Source organism: Arthrobacter sp. NPDC057013 (assembly GCF_042674585.1).
GTDB lineage: Bacteria > Actinomycetota > Actinomycetes > Actinomycetales > Micrococcaceae > Arthrobacter.
The window spans coordinates 35,368-53,998 of record NZ_JBHUSE010000012.1 but is presented as its reverse complement, the minus strand read 5'-3'; the positions used below and the strand labels follow the sequence as shown (position 1 = coordinate 53,998).

Genomic DNA, 18,631 nt, shown 5'->3' with positions numbered 1-18,631 from the left:
TGAGCAGATGAACTGTGTGAGTCGGCTCACCTACCACTGCTGCGGTATCTGACTTCACCCGCTCCGGGCGGCCCTCCTTGATGAGACTGCCGAGCCAAGGCCGAGCAGCCGACAACCTATCCGATTCGCAAGGAGTACCTCAATGAAGAAGTCCATCCTGGCTGCCTCTGCTGCAGCGGCAGTATTGCTGACAACCGGCTGCGGTGCCGGGCAACCGCCATCGAGTGCAGCCGCGTTTGGCAATTGCGCGCTCAAGGGGGACACAGGCACAATCTCGCTACACCCTGTGCAGAGTGACACGTTGGTCGTCGCGACCGTTCTGCCCAATCCCGGGTGGTGGAACGGAACCAGCCCCGACACCGTCAAGGACGGATTCGAATACTGCATGGCTGCGGACATCGCCCACCGGGCCGGGCTTTCACAGGTGAAAGTGAAGAATCTCGCCTGGGACCAGTTCATCTCCGGCAGGGCAACCGACTACGACATCGCGATGGCGTCGGTCACGGTGACAGACGAGCGCCAAAACGTCTTCAACTTTTCACGCCCGTACTTTTCGTCCAACCTCGGCGTCGTCACCAGAGCCGATGGTGGAGTGACTGAAGAGAACATTCACAACGCGAAAATCGGGGCTGTCCAGGGCAACGCAGGGGGTCAATGGGTAGCAAAGGTCTTCAAGCCCAGCACGCCGCCATCCTTTTTCCAAAACCAGACCGACATGCTCACGGCGCTGAGGGCCGGACAGATCGATGCGTTCATCACTGATACCACCCTGGCGTTGACCCTGACGAAGGACACTGGCAGGAGATTCGTGGTGGCCGGGCAGTACTCACTCGATCAGAGCTACGGCATCGTGACGCCTTTGGGCTCCGTGAATACTGCTCCTGTAGACCAGGCGGTAGCCGCCATGGAGAAGGACGGAACGCTCGATGACCTTTCTCGTACCTACTTGAAGCCCATGTTCGGCGAAGACCCGAAGAGCATCCCGTTCTGGAGCGTCAAATGACCTTCACGGTACCCAAACGCGTCTTCGACACGGCGTCGCCGATGTCCCCGCCACCGAAGAGCCTGACCCTTGCCGTGCTGGCAGTCATCTCATCCCTGGGGCTGATGTTGGCTGTTGCAGCGGTCGGCGGTGCGGCCTCGAACGCCGGCGCCGGAACTGGCGTCGCTCACAGTGCCGGCCTCCTCCTCAGCACCGCGGGCATTGCCATTGCCGCCGCCATCCTGTGGATCGCGGCCAGGTCTCTTCGCCGATCGCTCCAGTCAGCGAAGGAACTACGTACCGGGCAAATACCGCAGTCACGTGCCAGCGCCGCAAACGCCCGACAGGACGCCTTCGTGGCCCTGGGTTTGGGACTATCCCTGTCGATCGTTCTCGGCCTCGTTCTGCTCATGACAATGAATGACGCGAGCATCCAGCAGACTTTCTTCAACTGGGGCGCAGTCAGAGATAGCGCCACGGACGTGATGAAGTCCTTCGGCCTCAACGTCTGGATTGCCGTGGCAGCCGAGGCCATTGTCCTCGTGGCGGGCCTGGCATTGGGTGTGGCCCGCATGATTCCCGGAAAAGGCGGTAAACCCATCCGGGCATTGGCCATCGCCTACATCGACGTGATGCGGGCAGTGCCGGCCATTATCGTGCTCTACCTGGTGGGCTTCGGCTTGCCGCTGGTCAACATCCCGGTGCTCAGCGAGCTGCCCGCCGAATGGTTCGCCGTGACGGCCTTGTCGTTGACCTATAGCGCCTATGTTGCTGAGGTCTACCGTTCCGGGATTGAGTCTGTGCATCCGTCCCAATGGTCGGCCACGAGGTCACTCGGGTTCTCCTATGCCCAGACCCTGCTGTTCGTGGTCCTCCCGCAGGCTGTACGCGCTGTTATTCCTCCTCTTCTGACAATGTTCATCGCGCTCCAGAAAGACACCTCCCTAGTGAACATCATCGGGACCATGGACGCGTTCAACCAGGCAAAGTTCTACGCATCAAGCAGCTTCAACCTCTCATCCGTCACCGTCGTCGCGGCCTTGTTCGTGGTAATCACGATCCCGCAGACACGATTCGTCGACTGGATGCTGGCGCGCGGAGCTGCTCGCCGATCGGGGGCAAAAAAGTGAGTCTCATCGACGTCATCGGACTCGAAAAGCACTATGGCGACCACGCCGTGCTACAAGGCATAGATCTGTCCATCGCCAAGCACCAGGTGGTCACCCTCATCGGGGCCTCAGGCTCCGGAAAGTCGACACTGCTCCGTTGCATCAACGCACTGGAGCCGATCGACCGTGGCCAGATAATGCTCGGCGGGGACCTTGTAAGCGGCCCAGGCGTGAATGTAAACCGTCTACGACGCAAGATCGGCATGGTCTTCCAGTCCTACAACCTCTTCCCCCACATGACCGTGAAGGAGAACATCACCTTCGGGCCTATACGGCTCCGTGGCGACCGGCCGGAAGCGGCCCGGGAACGCGCTCAGGCCCTGCTGGAGCGGGTGAACCTCGCGCACCGGGCCGACTTCTATCCCGATCAACTCTCAGGGGGACAGCAGCAGCGTGTCGCGATCGTCCGAGCCCTGGCGATGGATCCGCAAGTCGTCCTTCTGGACGAGATCACTTCGGCGCTGGATCCCGAACTCGTCGCCGAGGTGCTCAACATCGTGCGTGAACTCGCCGCCGACGGCATGACCATGATCCTCGCGACCCACGAGATGCAGTTCGCCAAGGAGGTCTCCGACCTGGTCGTCTTCCTTGAGCAAGGCCGGCTACTGGAGCAGGGACCACCATCTCAGCTGTTCGAAGACCCCGTCGAACCACGAACTCGGGAATTCCTTCGCCAAATCGTCAAGGCGGGACGGCTGTAGAGGCCTACGGGCAAGGCGCCCCCGCCAAGTACACACCAGTGTCATGACTGACCAGACAGAACATCGCTCGAACTTTTCCTAGGAGAATTTATGACTACCTACAACCTCGCACTCGTTGGCTTTGGCGGAGTGAACAGGGCCCTTGCCGAACTCGTCAGGGACGACCCTGACCGCTTCGAATCGCTCGGCTTCCAGCTGAAGATCGTGGCCATCACCGACCTCGCCTTTGGTTCCCTGGTGCAGGCCGACGGCATCGACATCGCCGCGGTGCTGGCCATGCCCCGAGGCGCCACCTTCGAGGGGCTGCCGGGTGGCAGCAAGGATCCCCGCAACCAAGAGGTCATCAAGAGCAGTCCCGCTGACATTGTTGTCGAGGCGACCTTCACAAACCCAACCACCGGCGAGCCTGCGGTCTCCCACGTGCGCTGGGCTCTGGAGTCCGGCAAGCATGTCGTGACAACGAACAAGGGACCGGTGGCCCTGCACGGCATAGAGCTAACGCGCTTGGCCGAAGAGAACGGGGTTAGGTTCGAATACGAAGGGTCGGTCATGAGCGGCACGCCCGTCCTTCGGCTGGCCAAGAAGATGTTCGCAGGTCTCCAGATAGAAGGGGTCCAAGGCATCCTGAACGGCACCAGCAATTACGTCCTGGGCCAGATGGAGACTGGTTTGTCCCTGGATCAGGCGGTTGCCGACGCGCAGGCTCTCGGGTATGCAGAAGCGGATCCGACCGCCGACATCGAAGGCTCCGATGTTCGTTTGAAAGTGGCAATCCTGGCCAATGAACTGCTGGGCGCAGACATCACACCGCAGGACGTCACAACCACCGGCATCCAAGGCATCACCCCCGATGACGTCGTGCGAGCCCTAGGCGACGGCAAGCGGTGGAAGCTCATCGGCCAGGCAGTCCGTGAGGCGGATGGCAGCGTTGCCGCTTCTGTCGGCCCCGTGAGCCTTCCCGCCTCGCATCCTTTGGCCGGTATTTCAGGGGCAACCAACGCAGTATCCTTCGATACCGATCTGCTCGGGTCGGTGACTGTCTCAGGCCCCGGCGCCGGGCGCATCGAGACGGCGTACGCTCTCGTCTCGGACATCGTCGCCGTCGACTCCTTCGAGAAGGGAAGCATCCGTGCCTGATCAGGTTCTCGAGGCAGCAGCCCCCACGACCATCGCCCCCGAGCTTGCCGTCTACGACAAGTACACGGGAGCGCTGATGGCCACTCTCAACCAGTGCACTCCCTCTGACGCGCTGATCGAGATCGAGCGCGCCGCAGCCGGTGCCAAGACGGCGGCTTCCCTGCCGCGGCACGAACGCGGTCGCATTCTGGATACCGCGGCCGGGCTCCTGGAGCGCGCGGGGGACGAGGTCTCCGGCCTCATCGTGGCCGAAGCAGGCAAGACCATCCGGCAGGCCCGCAAGGAGGTGGCGCGCGCCGTCAACACTTTGCGACTCTCCGCAGCAGAGGCCCGGCGAAGCGCCGGCGAGGTCGTGCCCTTCGATGCCTTCGCCGGATCGGAGAACAGGCAGGGCTGGTTCACGCGGGAGCCATTGGGACTGATCGCGGCAATCACCCCGTACAACGATGCCCTGAACCTCGTGGCGCATAAGCTCGGCCCAGCCATCGCGGGTGGAAACTCCATAATTTTGAAGCCCTCCCCACTGACGCCGCTGACAGCCTTGCGCCTGGTCGACCTGCTTACCGAGGCCGGCCTGCCGGCAGACATCATCACTGTTGTCCTGGGTGAACCGGACGTTGGCCAGGCCATTGTGTCCTCGCCACTGGTGCGGATGGTCTCGTTCACGGGAGGATTCCAGACTGGCAAAGCCATTGCCGCCACAGCTGGAATCAAGCGTTTGGCCATGGAACTCGGAGGGAATTCACCGGTCATCGTCTTTGACGACGCTGACCTTGAGAAGGCTGTCGAAGCGTGCGTGTCGGGCTCCTACTGGGCCGCCGGGCAGAACTGCATCGGCACTCAGAGAATATTGGTTCAGCACCCTGTCTACGAAAAGTTCCGCGCTGCCTTCGTCGCCGCGACCAAGGCACTCAATGTGGGTGCCCCGACGGATGAAAGTACAGATGTCGGGCCTATGATCAGCGCCGCCGCCGCCGCGACCGCCAAGCGAAAGATCGACGAGGCAGTCTCCAAGGGCGCCAGCGTGCTCGCCGGTGGAACGCTTCACGGCCCGGTCCTGACCCCCACGGTCCTCACCGATGTGCCGCACGAGTGTGCAGCATGGGGTGAAGAGGTTTTTGCCCCGATCGTTCTCCTGGAATCCTTCGAGACAACGGAAGAAGCGATTCGGATGGCCAACGATTGCGACTACGCCCTCCAGGCAGGTCTGTTCACCAAGGACCTCGACCGCGCCCTCCGTACCGCGAAAGCTATCGACGCCGGGGGTGTCATGATCAACGACTCATCCGACTACCGCTTTGATGCGATGCCCTTTGGCGGCTCGAAGTACGGCAGCATGGGCCGAGAAGGAGTTCGGTTCGCCTATGAGGAGATGACTCAGCCGAAAGTCGTGGCGATCAACTCATGAGCGAAGCGGTCCCCGGCTTTCGACAGGAACAGGACAGCCTCGGCCGGCTGCCCGTCCCCAAGGGCGCTTTGTGGGGAATACACACCGAAAGGGCCCTTCAAAACTTCGCGATTAGCGGCATACCGCTTGGCCGGCACAGGCAGCTTGTTCGCGCCCTTGCCCACGTTAAGAAGGCAGCAGCGCAAACCAACGCCAGCCTCGGCCTGATTCCGGCGGATGTGGGCAGGGCGGTCGCAGCTGCCTGTGACATCGTTGCACGCGGCGGTGCCGACGACGCCTTCCTCGTGGACGTCGTACAAGGGGGAGCAGGCACGTCGACGAACATGAACGCCAACGAAGTCATCGCCAACCTCGCTCTGGTACAACTTGGCCATAAACCTGGTGACTATGACAAAGTGGACCCGATCGGTCACGTCAACAAATGCCAGTCGACCAACGACGTTTACCCCACCGCTGTACGTCTGGCGTTGCTCTTTGCGCTGGAGGGGTTACAGGAGCAGCTCGAAGCTTTGGGGGAAGCTTTCGCGGAGAAGGGTGGGGAATTCGCTTCGATACCTAAAATCGGGCGGACGCAACTGCAGGATGCTGTTCCGATGACCCTCGGACAGGAATTCACCGCGTTTTCGGTCACGGTCGGGGAAGACATCCTTCGACTGGAGGAGGCATCCTCCCTCTTGAGGGAGTGCAGCCTGGGTGCTACAGCCATAGGAACTGGCATCACGGCGCACCCGGATTACGCGGCCAACGTCGTCGAGGCGCTGTCGGAATCGAGCGGGATGCGCCTGGTACGAGCAACGGATCTGATAGAGGCTACCTGGGACACGGGGGCCTTCATGACGTTCTCCGGTGCACTCAAGCGGACCGCGGTGAAGCTCTCCAAGATTTCCAGTGACCTGCGGCTGCTTTCAAGCGGGCCGCAGGCAGGATTATCGGAGATCTCTCTGCCGGCACGGCAGGCAGGGTCATCCATCATGCCTGGCAAGGTCAACCCAGTTATCCCGGAAGTCGTCAACCAGATCGCCTACCATGTCGCGGGTGCCGATCTAACGGTGACCATGGCGGCTGAGAACGGGCAGCTCCAGCTCAACGCATTCGAGCCGGCCATCGCCCACGTTCTGCTGCAGTCGGTAGAGTGGCTGGCCAACGGATGCGGCGCACTTCGAGAATTCTGTGTCAGCGGCATTCAGGCTAACGAGGCCCAGCTCCGACAGATGGCCCGCACGTCCACTGCCCAAGCGACTGCCTTCCTCCCCGTCCTCGGCTACGAGATGACGGCCGATTTAGCTCGCCGTGCCCTTGACACGGGCAGGAGCGTGTCCGACATCGCTGTCTCAGACGGCCTTCTCGAAGCAGGCCAGGCAGAATCCCTTCTCCAGCTTTAGTCGAGTCCGTCGTCGACTTCACCCGTCCCCGGGACGAGCGAGTCGACACACCTCATCAGGGCGACGACGTCCTGAGGCGCTTGTAGCCAGTGCTGTGTCCTTGAGCCTCTGCCGCCCCTAACACCCCGCGGTGCACGCGCTAGAAACCCAAACATCATCCGCCATTGAGAGTCAGGAGCATAGGTGGCTACCGACACGAAGAACCGCATCGATATAAAGGCAACCGGGAGGCAAGAACTACAACGCAAACTTGATTCGAGTGTGAACGTACTTATCGAAATGGCCCTCCAACTTGGAGATCGTGGCATCCTCATGACTCGCCGGTCCGGTTACGACTACACCGTGGAACTCGATCCCAGGGTCCAGTTCGGAGAAACACAGGAACAATGCGAATGGGAGACTGCGACTCCTCTTCTGCTGACTACGTGCAGCGAGCAGGGGAGTGACAAGGGTGCCCAGTCCGCTGGATCAGACTGACAGGGCAATTCTTCGCAGCCTCGAACTTGACTCCCGCCTCACCGTCGAAGCCATCGCCAGCCGTGTAGGAACCAGCGGCGCCGAGTGCGCAGCGCGAATAGTGGAGCTGGAGACGGACGGTCACATCGGAGGCTACACGATCGTGCGGACCTATCCTGACCCAACGAACCGTCCCGTTTCCGGCTTGATCAGAGTGATCCGGGACCCGACCCGAAGCGGTGCTGATCTCCTTCGGAGCCTTGACTTCATCCCGGAGATCCTGACCGCGGAGATCGATGACCAGGACAGCTCGCTGCTCCTCCGGGTGCAACTGACCAACTCCCTCCGACTAGCTGAAATCGTCGCTTCGCTCCAGGCACAAACTGCCGTGCTGTCCGTCCACGGCGCCACTAGCACCGTCCTTCTTACGCGGCCGAGCCCTGTCACGCAGGAACATCAGTGATGGTCTTGGTCGACGCTTCAATCGGGCCAAAGAACTGTCGGACGCTGAAGTGGCGCGACTCTTTCACAGATTGGCATTGGAACCAATGGCGCCATGTCGTGGAGGGCGGAAGCATTGAAGGAATGAAGCCCCAACACACACTTCTTGCCGTAATCGTCGCCGTAATCTGGGGCGTGAACTTTGTTGCAATTGAGGTCGGGCTCCGGGATGTGCCCCCGCTCGTTTTCGCAGCGCTTCGCTTTGCACTGGTTGTCGTACCAGCTGCGTTCTTCGTACGTAGGCCGAATGTCTCTTGGGCGGTGCTTGCAGGCGTAGGGCTTTTCATGAGCGCCGGTCAGTTCGGACTGATATACCTCGCCATGCATTTGGGCATGCCCGCCGGATTAGTGCCATTGGTGCTGCAGAGCCAGATGCTTTTCACAATCCTGCTGGCCGGTATTGTGCTCCGGGAACGGGCCACGGCCGGCCAACTCGTTGGGGTAGCCACAGGAGTGATAGGCCTTGTGCTCGTGGCCTGGGGACGAGGATCTATAGCCCCGCTCGGGCCCCTTTTGCTCGTGGTTCTGGCCGGCTTGTCCTGGGGAATTGGAAACACCATTGCACGTTCCGCAAAAAGTTCCTCCGGGCTGGGCCTCGTGGTGTGGTCGGCCTTGTTCGTACCAATACCCCTCCTTGCGCTCTCCGCCCTCGTCGATGGCCCCTCTGCTGCTGTAGAGGCCATCACACACATGACGCTTCCCACATGGGCCAGCACATTTTTCACCGTTGTCCTTTCTTCCCTCGTTGGCTACTCAGCGTGGAACACGTTGCTTGGCCTATACCCTGCGGCCTCGGTCGTTTCTTACACGCTCCTCGTTCCTCCGATTGGAATGCTCGCTGCCTGGATGGCCTTTGGAGACGTTCCTCAACTGCTCGAGATTGCGGGCGGACTCATACTCCTCACAGGGGTCGGACTTACGCTCGTAGGTCCCGGGACGAAAGGCGCAATAAAGCAACGCGACCTTGCTGGGACATCTTCTGCCGAATCAACGATCCAGACGTTGGGTGCCAAAGGGACGTACCAGGGCACCGAAACCTGATGGTCGTTGCACTGTTGGATCGCAGCAAGAGCCGGTCGGCCAGCACCGGATCTCGGGAGAGGCGGTAACAGACTCCTGGCCATGCAACTCACCGGACACAACGCGAGAGGGGAGGGGACACCCTCCCTTGAGAGGAAACTACTTGCCTGAGAGCCGAGAATTACCACCCCAACGAGTCTTCCTCGGTAGCTGGCCGACACCCTTGGAACCAGCACCGCGCCTGGCTGAAGCACTTGGTCTACTGCCAGACGATTTGTGGATCAAACGGGATGATTTGACCGGGCTCGGAGGAGGTGGCAACAAGGTTCGAAAGCTCGAATGGACTATCGGGCACGCTATCGCCCAAGGTGCAGACACTCTAGTCACCACCGGGGCACCTCAAAGTAACCACGCCCGCCTGACCGCGGCCGCTGCGGCCAGGCTCAACATGGACGCAGTCCTTATCTTCCCTGGCGAACGGAAACTGCTTCACTCAGGGAATGTCGTATTGAACGGCCTGTTCGGAGCCCGGGTTGCTTGGGCTGGAAAGGAGGCGCCCGACGGCCTGGGGAAGACGGCTGAGTCCGTGATGTCAGCACTGCGTGGTGAAGGACGACATCCATTCCTTATCCCCTTCGGGGGATCGAATGCAGCCGGAGCGACAGGATACAAGGTTTGCGGCGACGAGCTCCGGCGACAAGTGCCTGACCTTCATACTCTTGTAGTCGCTCTCGGGTCGGGGGGAACAATGGCTGGCCTCGTCGCGTGTCTCGGTGCCGCAAAGGTCCTGGGCATCGATACAGGAGCGATGGAAGCACCGCTTGCCGCGGTCTCCGTAATGGCGAGTGAAGCTGGTCAAGTCAACATCCGGACGGATCAGCTCAGGGCTCGGTTCGATATGGTCGGTGAAAGCTACAGCGACTTACCCGAGAGCACCATCGATGCCATTTACCTGACTGCCCGTACAGAAGGAATCGTCCTGGACCCCGTATACACAGGTCGTGCCATGGGCGGACTCGTTGCATCCGTCCGTGACGGCCAGATTCAGCCGGGTAAAAAGACGGTGTTTCTTCATACCGGAGGCCTTCCAGGGCTTTTCGGGCACCGCCCCATGATCAATGACGCAGAGTCCGGCCTGGTCAACTTCCAATGGCAATAGCCCACCGAGGGCACCGCTATGTCGTCCGCGTCGTTGCCGAGGGCATGTTTGGATCGGTCAGCAGATTGGACGTTGGAGGGCCACGCGAGCGTCTCAGGAACTCTAGGTCGGTGTGATCCTCGGCGGCGAAACCGGTCCACGCTGATGGCAGAGCTTAAAGTGTCATACCAGGTCGGTCTTACTGGCGCTGTCGCAGGAGGCCTCGAGGGAAATTTACACCCCGCAATTACCGTGCCGACATGGGACTTCTACTCGGATATGCGAGGACCTCGACCGCCGATCAGAAATGAGGTCAGGCTGGGAGCTCCTGCTTCTTGAATTCAGCGGCCGTTTCGAGCAGCTGGGCGGAAAGGCGTTTTGCGTCCTGCCGGGCGAAGCGACCGATTGGCATGGCGATGCTTAGGGCGGCATGCTGGCCGTCGACCACGCCTAGGGACACGGCCATGGCAGCCACGTCGTCCTCGCTCTCTTCGAAGTTCATGCCGATCTTCTGCCGGCGTGCCTGGTCCACATCCCGGTACAGCTTGGGGAGATCGATGTTGGCGTTGACGGCGGAGACCGTGTCGTCGAGGACGCGGTAGCGCCTCTCAATGTCTTCCCGCGGCAGGTCCGCCAGCATGGCCTTGCCTGCCGACGTGAGATGGGCTGGAAGGACGACGCCGGTGCGGAGGCCAAAACGGAGCGCATGGGTGGTGGCCTCGATGCCGTCCAGGTGGTGGATTTCCGTGCCGATGAGCACTGCGAGGTGGCTCGTCTCTCCGATGCGGGTGAATAGCCGCTCCAGATAGGGGCGCACACGCACGGGCAGGGACGGAGGGGCGTTGTCGATGGCCGGCCTCCGGTAGTCCGGGCCCGGGGCATAGCGCCGCTGCGCCACTTGCTCGGCGAAGCCGTCTCCAACCAGGGTCACCAGCAGGCGCTGGGCCGTTGACGGGTTCACCTCGAGGATGCTGGACGCCTCGGTCACGCTGATTGAACCCTGCTCCGCCATGTGCTTGAGCAGCACCAGGGCTCGGTGAACGGACTCTACCCGCGGTGCATCATCTTTGCGTATCACGCAATTGATCGTACCAGTCATTGCGGTTGACGCACTGCGCTGACTAGCCTCAGATCACAACGTACGCAACGAACCCGGCGAAAAGCCGGGCCCCGCTCGCGTCGTTCTCGCCCCAGCTGAACTCCCTAACTGAATCTCCCCAAAATGAAGGCGCCGCCGGCGCCGCTGCTCACCCGACGAAGGAGTCTTGATGAGTCTGTCCCAGCCGTCACGGGCCGTAAAGCGCTCGCTCAAGCCCGCAGCACCCGCCTCCCGGCAGGCCAAGCGCGCTGTCCTCAGCGGAACCTTCGGGTCCGCCCTCGAATGGTTCGACTTCGCCGTCTATGGCGCCATGGCCGCAACCGTCTTCCCCAAGCTGTTCTTCAACGACATGAACTCCGCGATCGCGCTGCTTGCCTCGTTCGCAACCTTCGGCGTCGGATTCGTGGCCCGTCCGCTGGGCGGAATCGTGTTCGGTCATCTGGGGGACCGAGTGGGACGCCGCAAGATCCTGCTCACCACCTTCATCATGATGGGCGTCGCGTCGATGGTCATCGGCCTGCTCCCGCCGCAGTCGGCCATCGGCATCGCCGCCCCGGCGCTGCTGGTTCTCATGCGCTTCGTCCAGGGCATCGCGCTAGGAGGGGAGGCCACGGGAGCCCAGCTGATGACCATGGAGCACGCCCCCGCGGACCGCCGCGCCTTCTACGGCGGGCTCATGGCGATGGGTTCGCCCATCAGCCAGGTCGCCGCCAACCTGATGCTGGCCGTCCTTTCCGGTGTACTGAGCCAGGAAGCGTTCCTTTCGTGGGGCTGGCGTGTGCCGTTCCTGCTGAGCATCCTGCTGGTGGCCGTGGGCATCTACATCCGGCTCAAGGTTGAAGAGACGCCGGTGTTCAAGGAGGGCATGCAGCAGATCGCCCAGGAATCCACCACACCGGCCACGGTGATCAAGACCCACGGTGTCACTATTCTGCGCCTCATTCTGGCCTTCTCCCCGATCGTCGTGACGTTCTACATCGTCTCGGTGTTCGGCATCAGCTACCTCACCACCCACGGTTTTTCGCAGAGCCAGACGTTCACGATCATCATGATCTCCAACTTCCTCTCCGTGATCGCGATCTGGTGGGGAGGCCGGCTCGCGGACGTCTACGGCCGACGTCGGATCCTGATGATCGGATCGGCAGGCACCCTGCTCGCCGCCGTCCTGTTCTTCCCGGTGGTGAACCTGGGCAGCTTCCCGCTGACGCTGGGCATGGTGGCGTTCTCCCTGGTGACCGCGCAGTTCGGCAACGCCGGCCAGGGGGCGCTCTTCGCCGAGGCGTTCCCCACCCACATGCGGTACACCGGATCAGCACTCGCCCTCACCGGTTCCAACCTGATCTTCGCCGCCCCCGCACCGTTCCTGGCCTCCTGGCTGATGAGCATCAGCGGCGGCAGCACCGTCTCCATCACCATTGCCTGGATCGTGATCATCGCCGCCGCGCTGATCAACATGGTAATGATGGGCGACGGCAAGACCCTCGAGGGCGGCCAGCACCGCTTCGGCCGCCACGTCCCAGTTGACGAAACGACGACGACGGCGCCCACCGCCACCGGGCTGGCCGGCTCCGCAGATGCCGAAGAGGCCGTGACCCGATGATCGTTGAACAGCGCACCTACGTCCTGCACACCGGCGCCCGGCTCAACGAGTACCTCGAAGCGTACGAAAGCATCGGCCTGCCCGCGCAGAAGCCGATCCTGGGCGGCTTCCTCGGCTACTTCGTGACCGAATTCGGGCGGCAGAACGAGCTCAACCACTTCTGGGCGTATGCGGACCTGGAGGACCGCCGGGCCCGCCGTGCCGAGCTCGCCAAGAACGGGCAGTGGCAGGAATGCCTGGCCATCATCCGGCCGATGATCATGACGATGGAGAACCGGATCATGTACCCGACGTCCTTCTCGCCGATCCGTACTCTGCCCGTTGCCATCACCGATTCCCACACGGCGTTCAGTCGGAACCAGGAGCCCGGCCATGACCAGTAATCCCACAGCCACACTCGGCGCCGAGGCAATCAAGCAACCGGTGCTGCTCCAGACGGCGATCGTGACCGGCGGCGCCGGCGGCATCGGCCATGCCATCAGCCGACGCCTCGCCGCGGAAGGCTACGCCGTCGTCGTCGCGGACCTCGACCAGGACGCGGCGGAACGGACGGCCGCCTCGCTCCCCGCCGTGGGCTGGGCCGAGCACCGCGGCTTTGCGGGCAACCTGGCCGACGGAGCAGCCAACCGGGAACTTGCCGCGTTCGCCGCTCAAGCCGGCCCGGTGGGGGTGGTGGTCAACGCCGTCGGCATTTCCCCCAAGCGGAACGGCCACAAGATTCGCTTCTTCGAACTCAGCGACGAGGAGTGGAACGCCGTCATGGCGGTCAACGTCGCGGCGCCCTTCTTCCTCATCCGCGAGGTCTACCGGCACATGCCCACTGACGGTTCCGCCAGCATCGTGAACCTACTGTCCATCACGGCCAAGACCGGTACCGGCGGCGGCCCGGACGCGGACTTCGCCCCGTTCTTCCCCAGCTCCGTGGCCTACGGGGCGTCCAAGGCGGCGCTGCAGAACCTGACCGCCAGCCTCGCTCACGAACTCGCCGACCTGAAGATCCGCGTCAACGGCGTGGCCCCGGGATTCGTGCATACACCGATGATGGGCGATGTAACCCAGGACGCCCGACTCCTGGGACAGGTCCCGATGAAGCGCTTCGCGAGGCCGGAGGAGATCGCCGACGCGGTCGCCTTCCTCACCGGCAACCAGTCCACCTACATCACCGGCATCAGCCTAGATGTCAACGGCGGCTGGCTCACCTGCTGAAACGCCGAGCCGCCGCGCACACAACCCGCCTCACAAGAGGCGCAGGACCAATTACAGCAACACACCTGAAAGGGACAGCACCATGACCATGCCCGAACACGACTACGACGTGGTGGTCCTCGGATCCGGCATCGCGGGACAGTCGGCAGCCACCAGCGCGGCGCAGGCCGGCCTCAAGGTGGCGCTCCTGGAAAAGACCGGCAAGCTCGGCGGCTCCTCGGCCATGAGCGGCGGATTCTTCGCCTTCTCCGGGACCGAAGAGCAGGCGGCCGAAGGCGTGGAGGACACCGCGGACCTGTTCCTGCAGGACCTGCTCTCCACCGGCGGCGGCGTCAACGACTGTGCCCTGCTGGACGCGTACCTGGACCGCCAGGACGAGACATACCAGTGGCTCAAGGACCAGGGCGCGAAGTTCCGGGCCCTGGAAATCAGCTCCGGACAGTCCGCACCGCGCAGCCACAACACCGTGATCACCGAACTGCTCGCCAACCTGCACCGGACCTTCAACGATAACGGCGGCGAAACCCTTCTGGGACACCGCGCGATCCGGCTGGTGCGCAGCAACGAAGGCCAGGTGACCGGCGTCGTCGTCGAATCCGAAGGCACCGAGTCCCTGTTCACCGCACGCGCCGGCGTGATCCTGGCGACCGGCGGCTTCAGCCGCAGCACCGATCTGCTTCGCACTTTCGCGCCGGAACAGCTGGCGGCCATCCCCTACGGCGGGGCGGGCAACACCGGTGACGGCCTCAAGATGGCCTGGAAACTCGGTGCCGGCGTTGCGGACATGTCCTACATCACCGCCACCTACGGCTCCCACCCGGAAACCGGCGAGGAGTTCCACGAACTGCTCACCGCGTATTACATGGGCGCGATCATCGTGAACAAGGACGGCCGGCGCTTCGTCGACGAGTCCAAGTCCTACAAGACCCTTGGCCGCGAGGTGCTCAAGCAGCCCGAAGGACTGGGCTTCGAGATCTTCGACGCGAAGGTCAGGGCCAAATCGCACCCCGGCATCCCGCTCAACGACATTGGCATGATCGAGGACCTGGGCCACCTCTTCAAGGCGGACACCCTCGAGGAATTGGCCGAGGCCGCCGGCATCGATGCCGCCGGCCTGCGGGCGACCGTGGCCCGGTACAACGCTTCCGTGGCCGGCCACGGCGGGGACGAGGCGGGCCGCACCCACCTGTGCAACGGCGTCGGCGACCTCCTGCCACTGGACCAGGGGCCGTTCTACGCCTACCCGGCCAAGGCCCTGATGACCACCACCTACTGTGGCCTGACCATCAGTCCCAGCGCCGAGGTGCTTGACGTCGACGGCGACGTGATCCGCGGCCTGTACGCAGCCGGTGAGCTGACCGGCGGATTCCACGGCGCCACCTACATGACCGGCACCTCACTGGGCAAGGGCGCCGTCTTCGGCCGCATTGCAGCTGAGCACGCAGCCGCCAAGCTGGCATCGGGCGTGGCGCAATGAGCATGGGCGCGCCGCAGCAGAAGGAAAGTATTCCGGCAACAGACCACGGCGGGGACAGCGTGGACGAGGTCCGCCGGGTGGATGTAGTGGTGGTCGGATCCGGTGTCAGCGGTTCTGCCGCTGCCATGACCGCCGCCCGGCGCGGCGCCACAGTGGCGCTGCTGGAGAAGCAGGCGGCCTTCGGCGGTTCGGCCGCCCTCTCGGCAGGCATGTTCTGGACCGCGCCCAGCGTCGAGGCCTACCGGAAGCGGATTCCGCTGGGCAACGTGGAGCTCGGCAGCCGCTTGGTGGCCGACTATGAGGACGCACTCGCCGAGCTGCGGGCCGCCGGCCTCCGGGTTGCCAACGAGCCGAAGCGGGACATCATGACCTTCGGCATCGGCTACTCCACGGACATCCACGGCATCCTGGCGTGGTGCCGGGACCAGATCGTCGCGGCCGGGGGAGAAGCCACCACTGGAGCCGTCGTCACCGGACTGGTGCGGAACGGCTGCGCCATCACGGGAGTTCTGGTGCGCACCACGGACGGCCGCCGCATCCGCTACGAGGCCGCCGCCGTCGTTCTGGCCAGCGGCGGGTTCCAGGGCGACCGCGCCGAGCTGACCCGGTCCATCGGGCCCAACGCTGACCGGCTGGTGCCGCGCTCCAATCCCGGCAGCGTCGGCGACGGGCTTCGCCTCGCGCGCGCCGCCGGCACCGGAGGCACGACGGCGATGAGCACGTTCTACGGGCACCTGCTGCCGTATCCGCTCCCCAGGTTCGAGACCGAACATTACCTGCCCTATTCGCAGTACTACTCCGGCTCCACTGTGCTGGTGAACCTGGAGGGCAAGCGTTTTGCGGACGAAACCGACGGCGACGAACTCCTCAACCAAGCCGTCACCTTCCAGCCTGAAGCGCGCGGGATTCTGATCTTCGATGAGTTCGTGCGGAGCACGGAAGTGCTCGACGAACCGTTCCCGGGCCTGGGCAGCATCGACCGCCTCGGCATCGCCATCGAAGCCGGCGCCCAGCACGCCGTGGCGCAGACCCTCCCGGAACTGGTGAACCTGGTCGCCGGCTGGGGCGTGGACCGCGATCAGCTCGCACGCACCCTGGACCGGTATACGGAAGTTGCCGGCCAAGGCGGCGGCACCGCCGACGGCGTAACGGTGTCCGCCTCCGCGCGGGCACCGCAAGATGGCCCCTTCTACGCGCTCATGGTCCAGCCGTCCATCACGTTCACCTTCGGCGGAGTCCGCACCAATGCGCGCGGCGAAGCCCTGGATTACGACGGCGCAGCCGTACCGGGGCTGTTTGCCGCCGGCGCCGATATCGGCGGGCTGTCCAACTACGGCTACGCCGGCGGCCTGGCCCCCGGCTACATCACCGGCCGCTGGGCCGGGACCTCGGCCGCCGAGCGGGCGGCCTCCTTGGTACGCAACGAAAGCTACGCTGTCGTAGGCGCCGACGGGCGCGGCACGGAAAGGAACGCGCAATGAGATTAACAGCAGTGAAATCAACAGCAGGAAGTTCAACGGCAGACGTCCTGGTGATCGGCGGCGGAGGATCCGGCATGAGTGCCGCGATCTCCGCGGCCACCAGTGGAGCCACGGTGATGGTGCTGGAAAAGTGCGCCAAGGTGGGCGGCAGCACGGCGATGTCCGTGGGCTCCTTCACCGCCGCCAACACCGCCTACCAGCACCGTGCCGGGGTTAACGACAGCATTGAGCTGTTCGTCGAGGACATGAAGGTCGCCAACGGCGAATTCGAGCAGCGCGAAAACAAGGAACTGCGCCGGATCCTCGCCGAAAATGCGGGCACCACGGTGGAGTGGCTCGGCAGTATCGGGGTGCAGTTCCTTGGCCCCACCCCGGAACCGCCGTACGAGAAGCCGAGAATGCACAACGTGCTGCCGAACTCGGGAGCCTATGCCGAGGCGCTGCTGCGCGAGTGCAGGAAGCGCGGCGTCGTCATCCACACCTCCATGCGCGTGGAGGAGCTGCTGCGCAACGCCGACGGCGAGATCATCGGCGCCCGGGCCAACGGCAGGGAGTACTTTGGCCGCCGCGGCGTCATCCTGGCCACCGGCGACTACTCGGCGTCGACCGACTTGAAGGCCAAGTACGTGGGGGAGGCCGCTGCCAAAATCCCGCCGGTCAACCCCAACAACACCGGCGACGGTTTCAAGCTGGGAACCGAGGCGGGCGGGGTCATGATCCAGATGGACCGCCTGTACGAGGGGCTCCGTTTCGCCCCCTCTACCCGCGTGGACCCGATCAAGATGCTTCCGTCCCATCCACTCATTTCCAAGGCCATGCGTCTGGTGGTCGAGCGTCTGCCGCGGAGGATCCTGGCCTACGTGGTCCGCGGCGCACTGACCAGCTGGGTTGGCCCCAACAACACCATGTACCGGGCCGGGGCGATCCTGGTGGGCCACGCAGGGAAGCGCATCGCCAACGAGGACTCGGACAAGGCCATGGCACGGGCCACCGCCGCCGATTCCAACAACACCGCCTACATGATCTTCGACGAGCGGGTGGCCCGGAAGTTCTCGGCCTGGCCCAACCCGGTGTCCACGTTCCCCGGAGTGGCCTATGCCTACGTTGATGATTACAAGCGGTATCGCCCGGACGTCTATCACCGGGCCGGCACCATCGAGGAACTGGCCGCGAGCACCGGCCTCGATCCCGCAGTACTGACCGCGAGCGTGACGGAATGGAACGCAAAGGTGGCGGTGGGCAACGACGGCGACTTCGACCGCCAGCACCTTGGACAGGGCGTGAGTGAGGCCCCGTTCTACGCGCTCGGCCCGATGAACGCCTACATCACCTTGGCCGACGGTGGGCTGGCCGTCGACACCGAACTGAGGGTGACCACGGCCGAGGGGGAAGCCATCCCCGGCCTGTGGGCGGCCGGATCAACGGGGCAGGGCGGGCTCCAGCTGCTCAACCACGGGCTGCACATTGGTTGGGCAATAGTTTCCGGGCGCATCGCCGGCCGCAACGTGGCCCAGGCCCCGAGTCGGCGCGACATGACGGCCGCCACGGGCGTTGCCGTCGGCTGAAACCGCACTGACATGCCGGCGGGAGGCCTGCCCCGGGATTCCTAGCCCGGTACGCTGGCCGCCCGCTCCACACCGCGAGCACGTCAAGGACTTGACCATGAATACTCACTGCAACGCCCTCGTCGTTCCGGTCTTTCACAATCTGCGCCAGTGGCGCCTCGCCCTTGCGGGCCATCAATAACATCCTGGCGGAACTCCGCCCCACACGGCGTGGGCATGGTCAACATCCTTCCATGAGCACAAGCTCGCTAGGTCAAGGAGTCAACAAAACCGGGGGCAGTCCCATCCGTGGGTGCGCCCCTCGGCTCG

The 18,631-nt window shown here is 63.5% G+C and carries 16 protein-coding genes; 15 read left to right on the top strand and 1 reads right to left on the bottom strand.

Features of this window, described 5'->3' with window-relative positions:
* The first annotated feature begins 142 nt into the window (after positions 1 to 142).
* The 9 genes from ACFTSA_RS15700 (at position 143) to ACFTSA_RS15660 (ending at position 9,915) form a co-directional block, all read left to right on the top strand.
* Entirely contained in the window at positions 143 to 1,003 is an 861-nt protein-coding gene (locus ACFTSA_RS15700) for an ABC transporter substrate-binding protein (protein WP_377952444.1), read from the top strand.
* Entirely contained in the window at positions 1,000 to 2,112 is a 1,113-nt protein-coding gene (locus ACFTSA_RS15695; protein WP_377952443.1) for an amino acid ABC transporter permease, read from the top strand. The genes ACFTSA_RS15700 and ACFTSA_RS15695 overlap by 4 nt, the downstream gene beginning before the upstream one ends.
* On the top strand, positions 2,109 to 2,852 hold the full coding sequence (locus ACFTSA_RS15690) for an amino acid ABC transporter ATP-binding protein (RefSeq protein ID WP_377952442.1): 744 nt from the start codon (positions 2,109 to 2,111) through the stop codon (positions 2,850 to 2,852). Before ACFTSA_RS15695 ends, ACFTSA_RS15690 begins: the two co-directional genes overlap by 4 nt.
* A gap of 90 nt (positions 2,853 to 2,942) precedes the next feature.
* Positions 2,943 to 3,989 carry a homoserine dehydrogenase gene (locus ACFTSA_RS15685; protein ID WP_377952441.1) on the top strand — a complete coding sequence of 349 codons (1,047 nt, stop codon included), beginning with the start codon at positions 2,943 to 2,945 and terminating at the stop codon, positions 3,987 to 3,989.
* The gene (locus ACFTSA_RS15680; protein ID WP_377952439.1) at positions 3,982 to 5,397 is read left to right on the top strand and encodes an aldehyde dehydrogenase family protein; all 1,416 of its coding nucleotides are present in this window, start codon (positions 3,982 to 3,984) and stop codon (positions 5,395 to 5,397) included. The genes ACFTSA_RS15685 and ACFTSA_RS15680 overlap by 8 nt, the downstream gene beginning before the upstream one ends.
* On the top strand, positions 5,394 to 6,779 hold the full coding sequence (locus tag ACFTSA_RS15675) for an aspartate ammonia-lyase (RefSeq protein WP_377952438.1): 1,386 nt from the start codon (positions 5,394 to 5,396) through the stop codon (positions 6,777 to 6,779). Before ACFTSA_RS15680 ends, ACFTSA_RS15675 begins: the two co-directional genes overlap by 4 nt.
* Positions 6,780 to 7,230: 451 nt before the next feature.
* Positions 7,231 to 7,698, top strand: a complete 468-nt coding sequence (locus ACFTSA_RS15670; RefSeq protein WP_377923011.1) for an Lrp/AsnC family transcriptional regulator — start codon at positions 7,231 to 7,233, stop codon at positions 7,696 to 7,698.
* A gap of 122 nt (positions 7,699 to 7,820) precedes the next feature.
* Positions 7,821 to 8,777, top strand: a complete 957-nt coding sequence (locus tag ACFTSA_RS15665; RefSeq protein WP_377952437.1) for an EamA family transporter — start codon at positions 7,821 to 7,823, stop codon at positions 8,775 to 8,777.
* Complete coding sequence (locus ACFTSA_RS15660; protein WP_377952525.1) at positions 8,743 to 9,915, top strand: pyridoxal-phosphate dependent enzyme; 1,173 nt, start codon at positions 8,743 to 8,745, stop codon at positions 9,913 to 9,915. The genes ACFTSA_RS15665 and ACFTSA_RS15660 overlap by 35 nt, the downstream gene beginning before the upstream one ends.
* A gap of 292 nt (positions 9,916 to 10,207) precedes the next feature.
* Here the strand turns inward: ACFTSA_RS15660 and ACFTSA_RS15655 are convergent, their stop codons facing one another.
* Positions 10,208 to 10,972, bottom strand: coding sequence for an IclR family transcriptional regulator (locus tag ACFTSA_RS15655; RefSeq protein WP_377952436.1), 765 nt, complete (start codon positions 10,970 to 10,972; stop codon positions 10,208 to 10,210).
* A gap of 190 nt (positions 10,973 to 11,162) precedes the next feature.
* On the opposite strand from ACFTSA_RS15655, the gene ACFTSA_RS15650 reads away from it, so the two are divergent.
* From ACFTSA_RS15650 to ACFTSA_RS15625, 6 genes are all read left to right on the top strand, one after another.
* The gene (locus ACFTSA_RS15650; RefSeq protein ID WP_377952435.1) at positions 11,163 to 12,593 is read left to right on the top strand and encodes an MFS transporter; all 1,431 of its coding nucleotides are present in this window, start codon (positions 11,163 to 11,165) and stop codon (positions 12,591 to 12,593) included.
* Positions 12,590 to 12,976, top strand: a complete 387-nt coding sequence (locus ACFTSA_RS15645; protein WP_377952434.1) for an NIPSNAP family protein — start codon at positions 12,590 to 12,592, stop codon at positions 12,974 to 12,976. The genes ACFTSA_RS15650 and ACFTSA_RS15645 overlap by 4 nt, the downstream gene beginning before the upstream one ends.
* A complete protein-coding gene (locus tag ACFTSA_RS15640; RefSeq protein ID WP_377952433.1) occupies positions 12,966 to 13,799 on the top strand; it encodes an SDR family NAD(P)-dependent oxidoreductase in 834 nt (277 codons plus the stop codon). The genes ACFTSA_RS15645 and ACFTSA_RS15640 overlap by 11 nt, the downstream gene beginning before the upstream one ends.
* An 82-nt stretch (positions 13,800 to 13,881) precedes the next feature.
* The gene (locus ACFTSA_RS15635; protein WP_377952431.1) at positions 13,882 to 15,276 is read left to right on the top strand and encodes a flavocytochrome c; all 1,395 of its coding nucleotides are present in this window, start codon (positions 13,882 to 13,884) and stop codon (positions 15,274 to 15,276) included.
* Positions 15,273 to 16,757, top strand: coding sequence for an FAD-dependent oxidoreductase (locus ACFTSA_RS15630; RefSeq protein WP_377952430.1), 1,485 nt, complete (start codon positions 15,273 to 15,275; stop codon positions 16,755 to 16,757). The genes ACFTSA_RS15635 and ACFTSA_RS15630 overlap by 4 nt, the downstream gene beginning before the upstream one ends.
* On the top strand, positions 16,754 to 18,322 hold the full coding sequence (locus tag ACFTSA_RS15625) for an FAD-dependent oxidoreductase (protein WP_377952429.1): 1,569 nt from the start codon (positions 16,754 to 16,756) through the stop codon (positions 18,320 to 18,322). Before ACFTSA_RS15630 ends, ACFTSA_RS15625 begins: the two co-directional genes overlap by 4 nt.
* Positions 18,323 to 18,631: the final 309 nt, after the last annotated feature.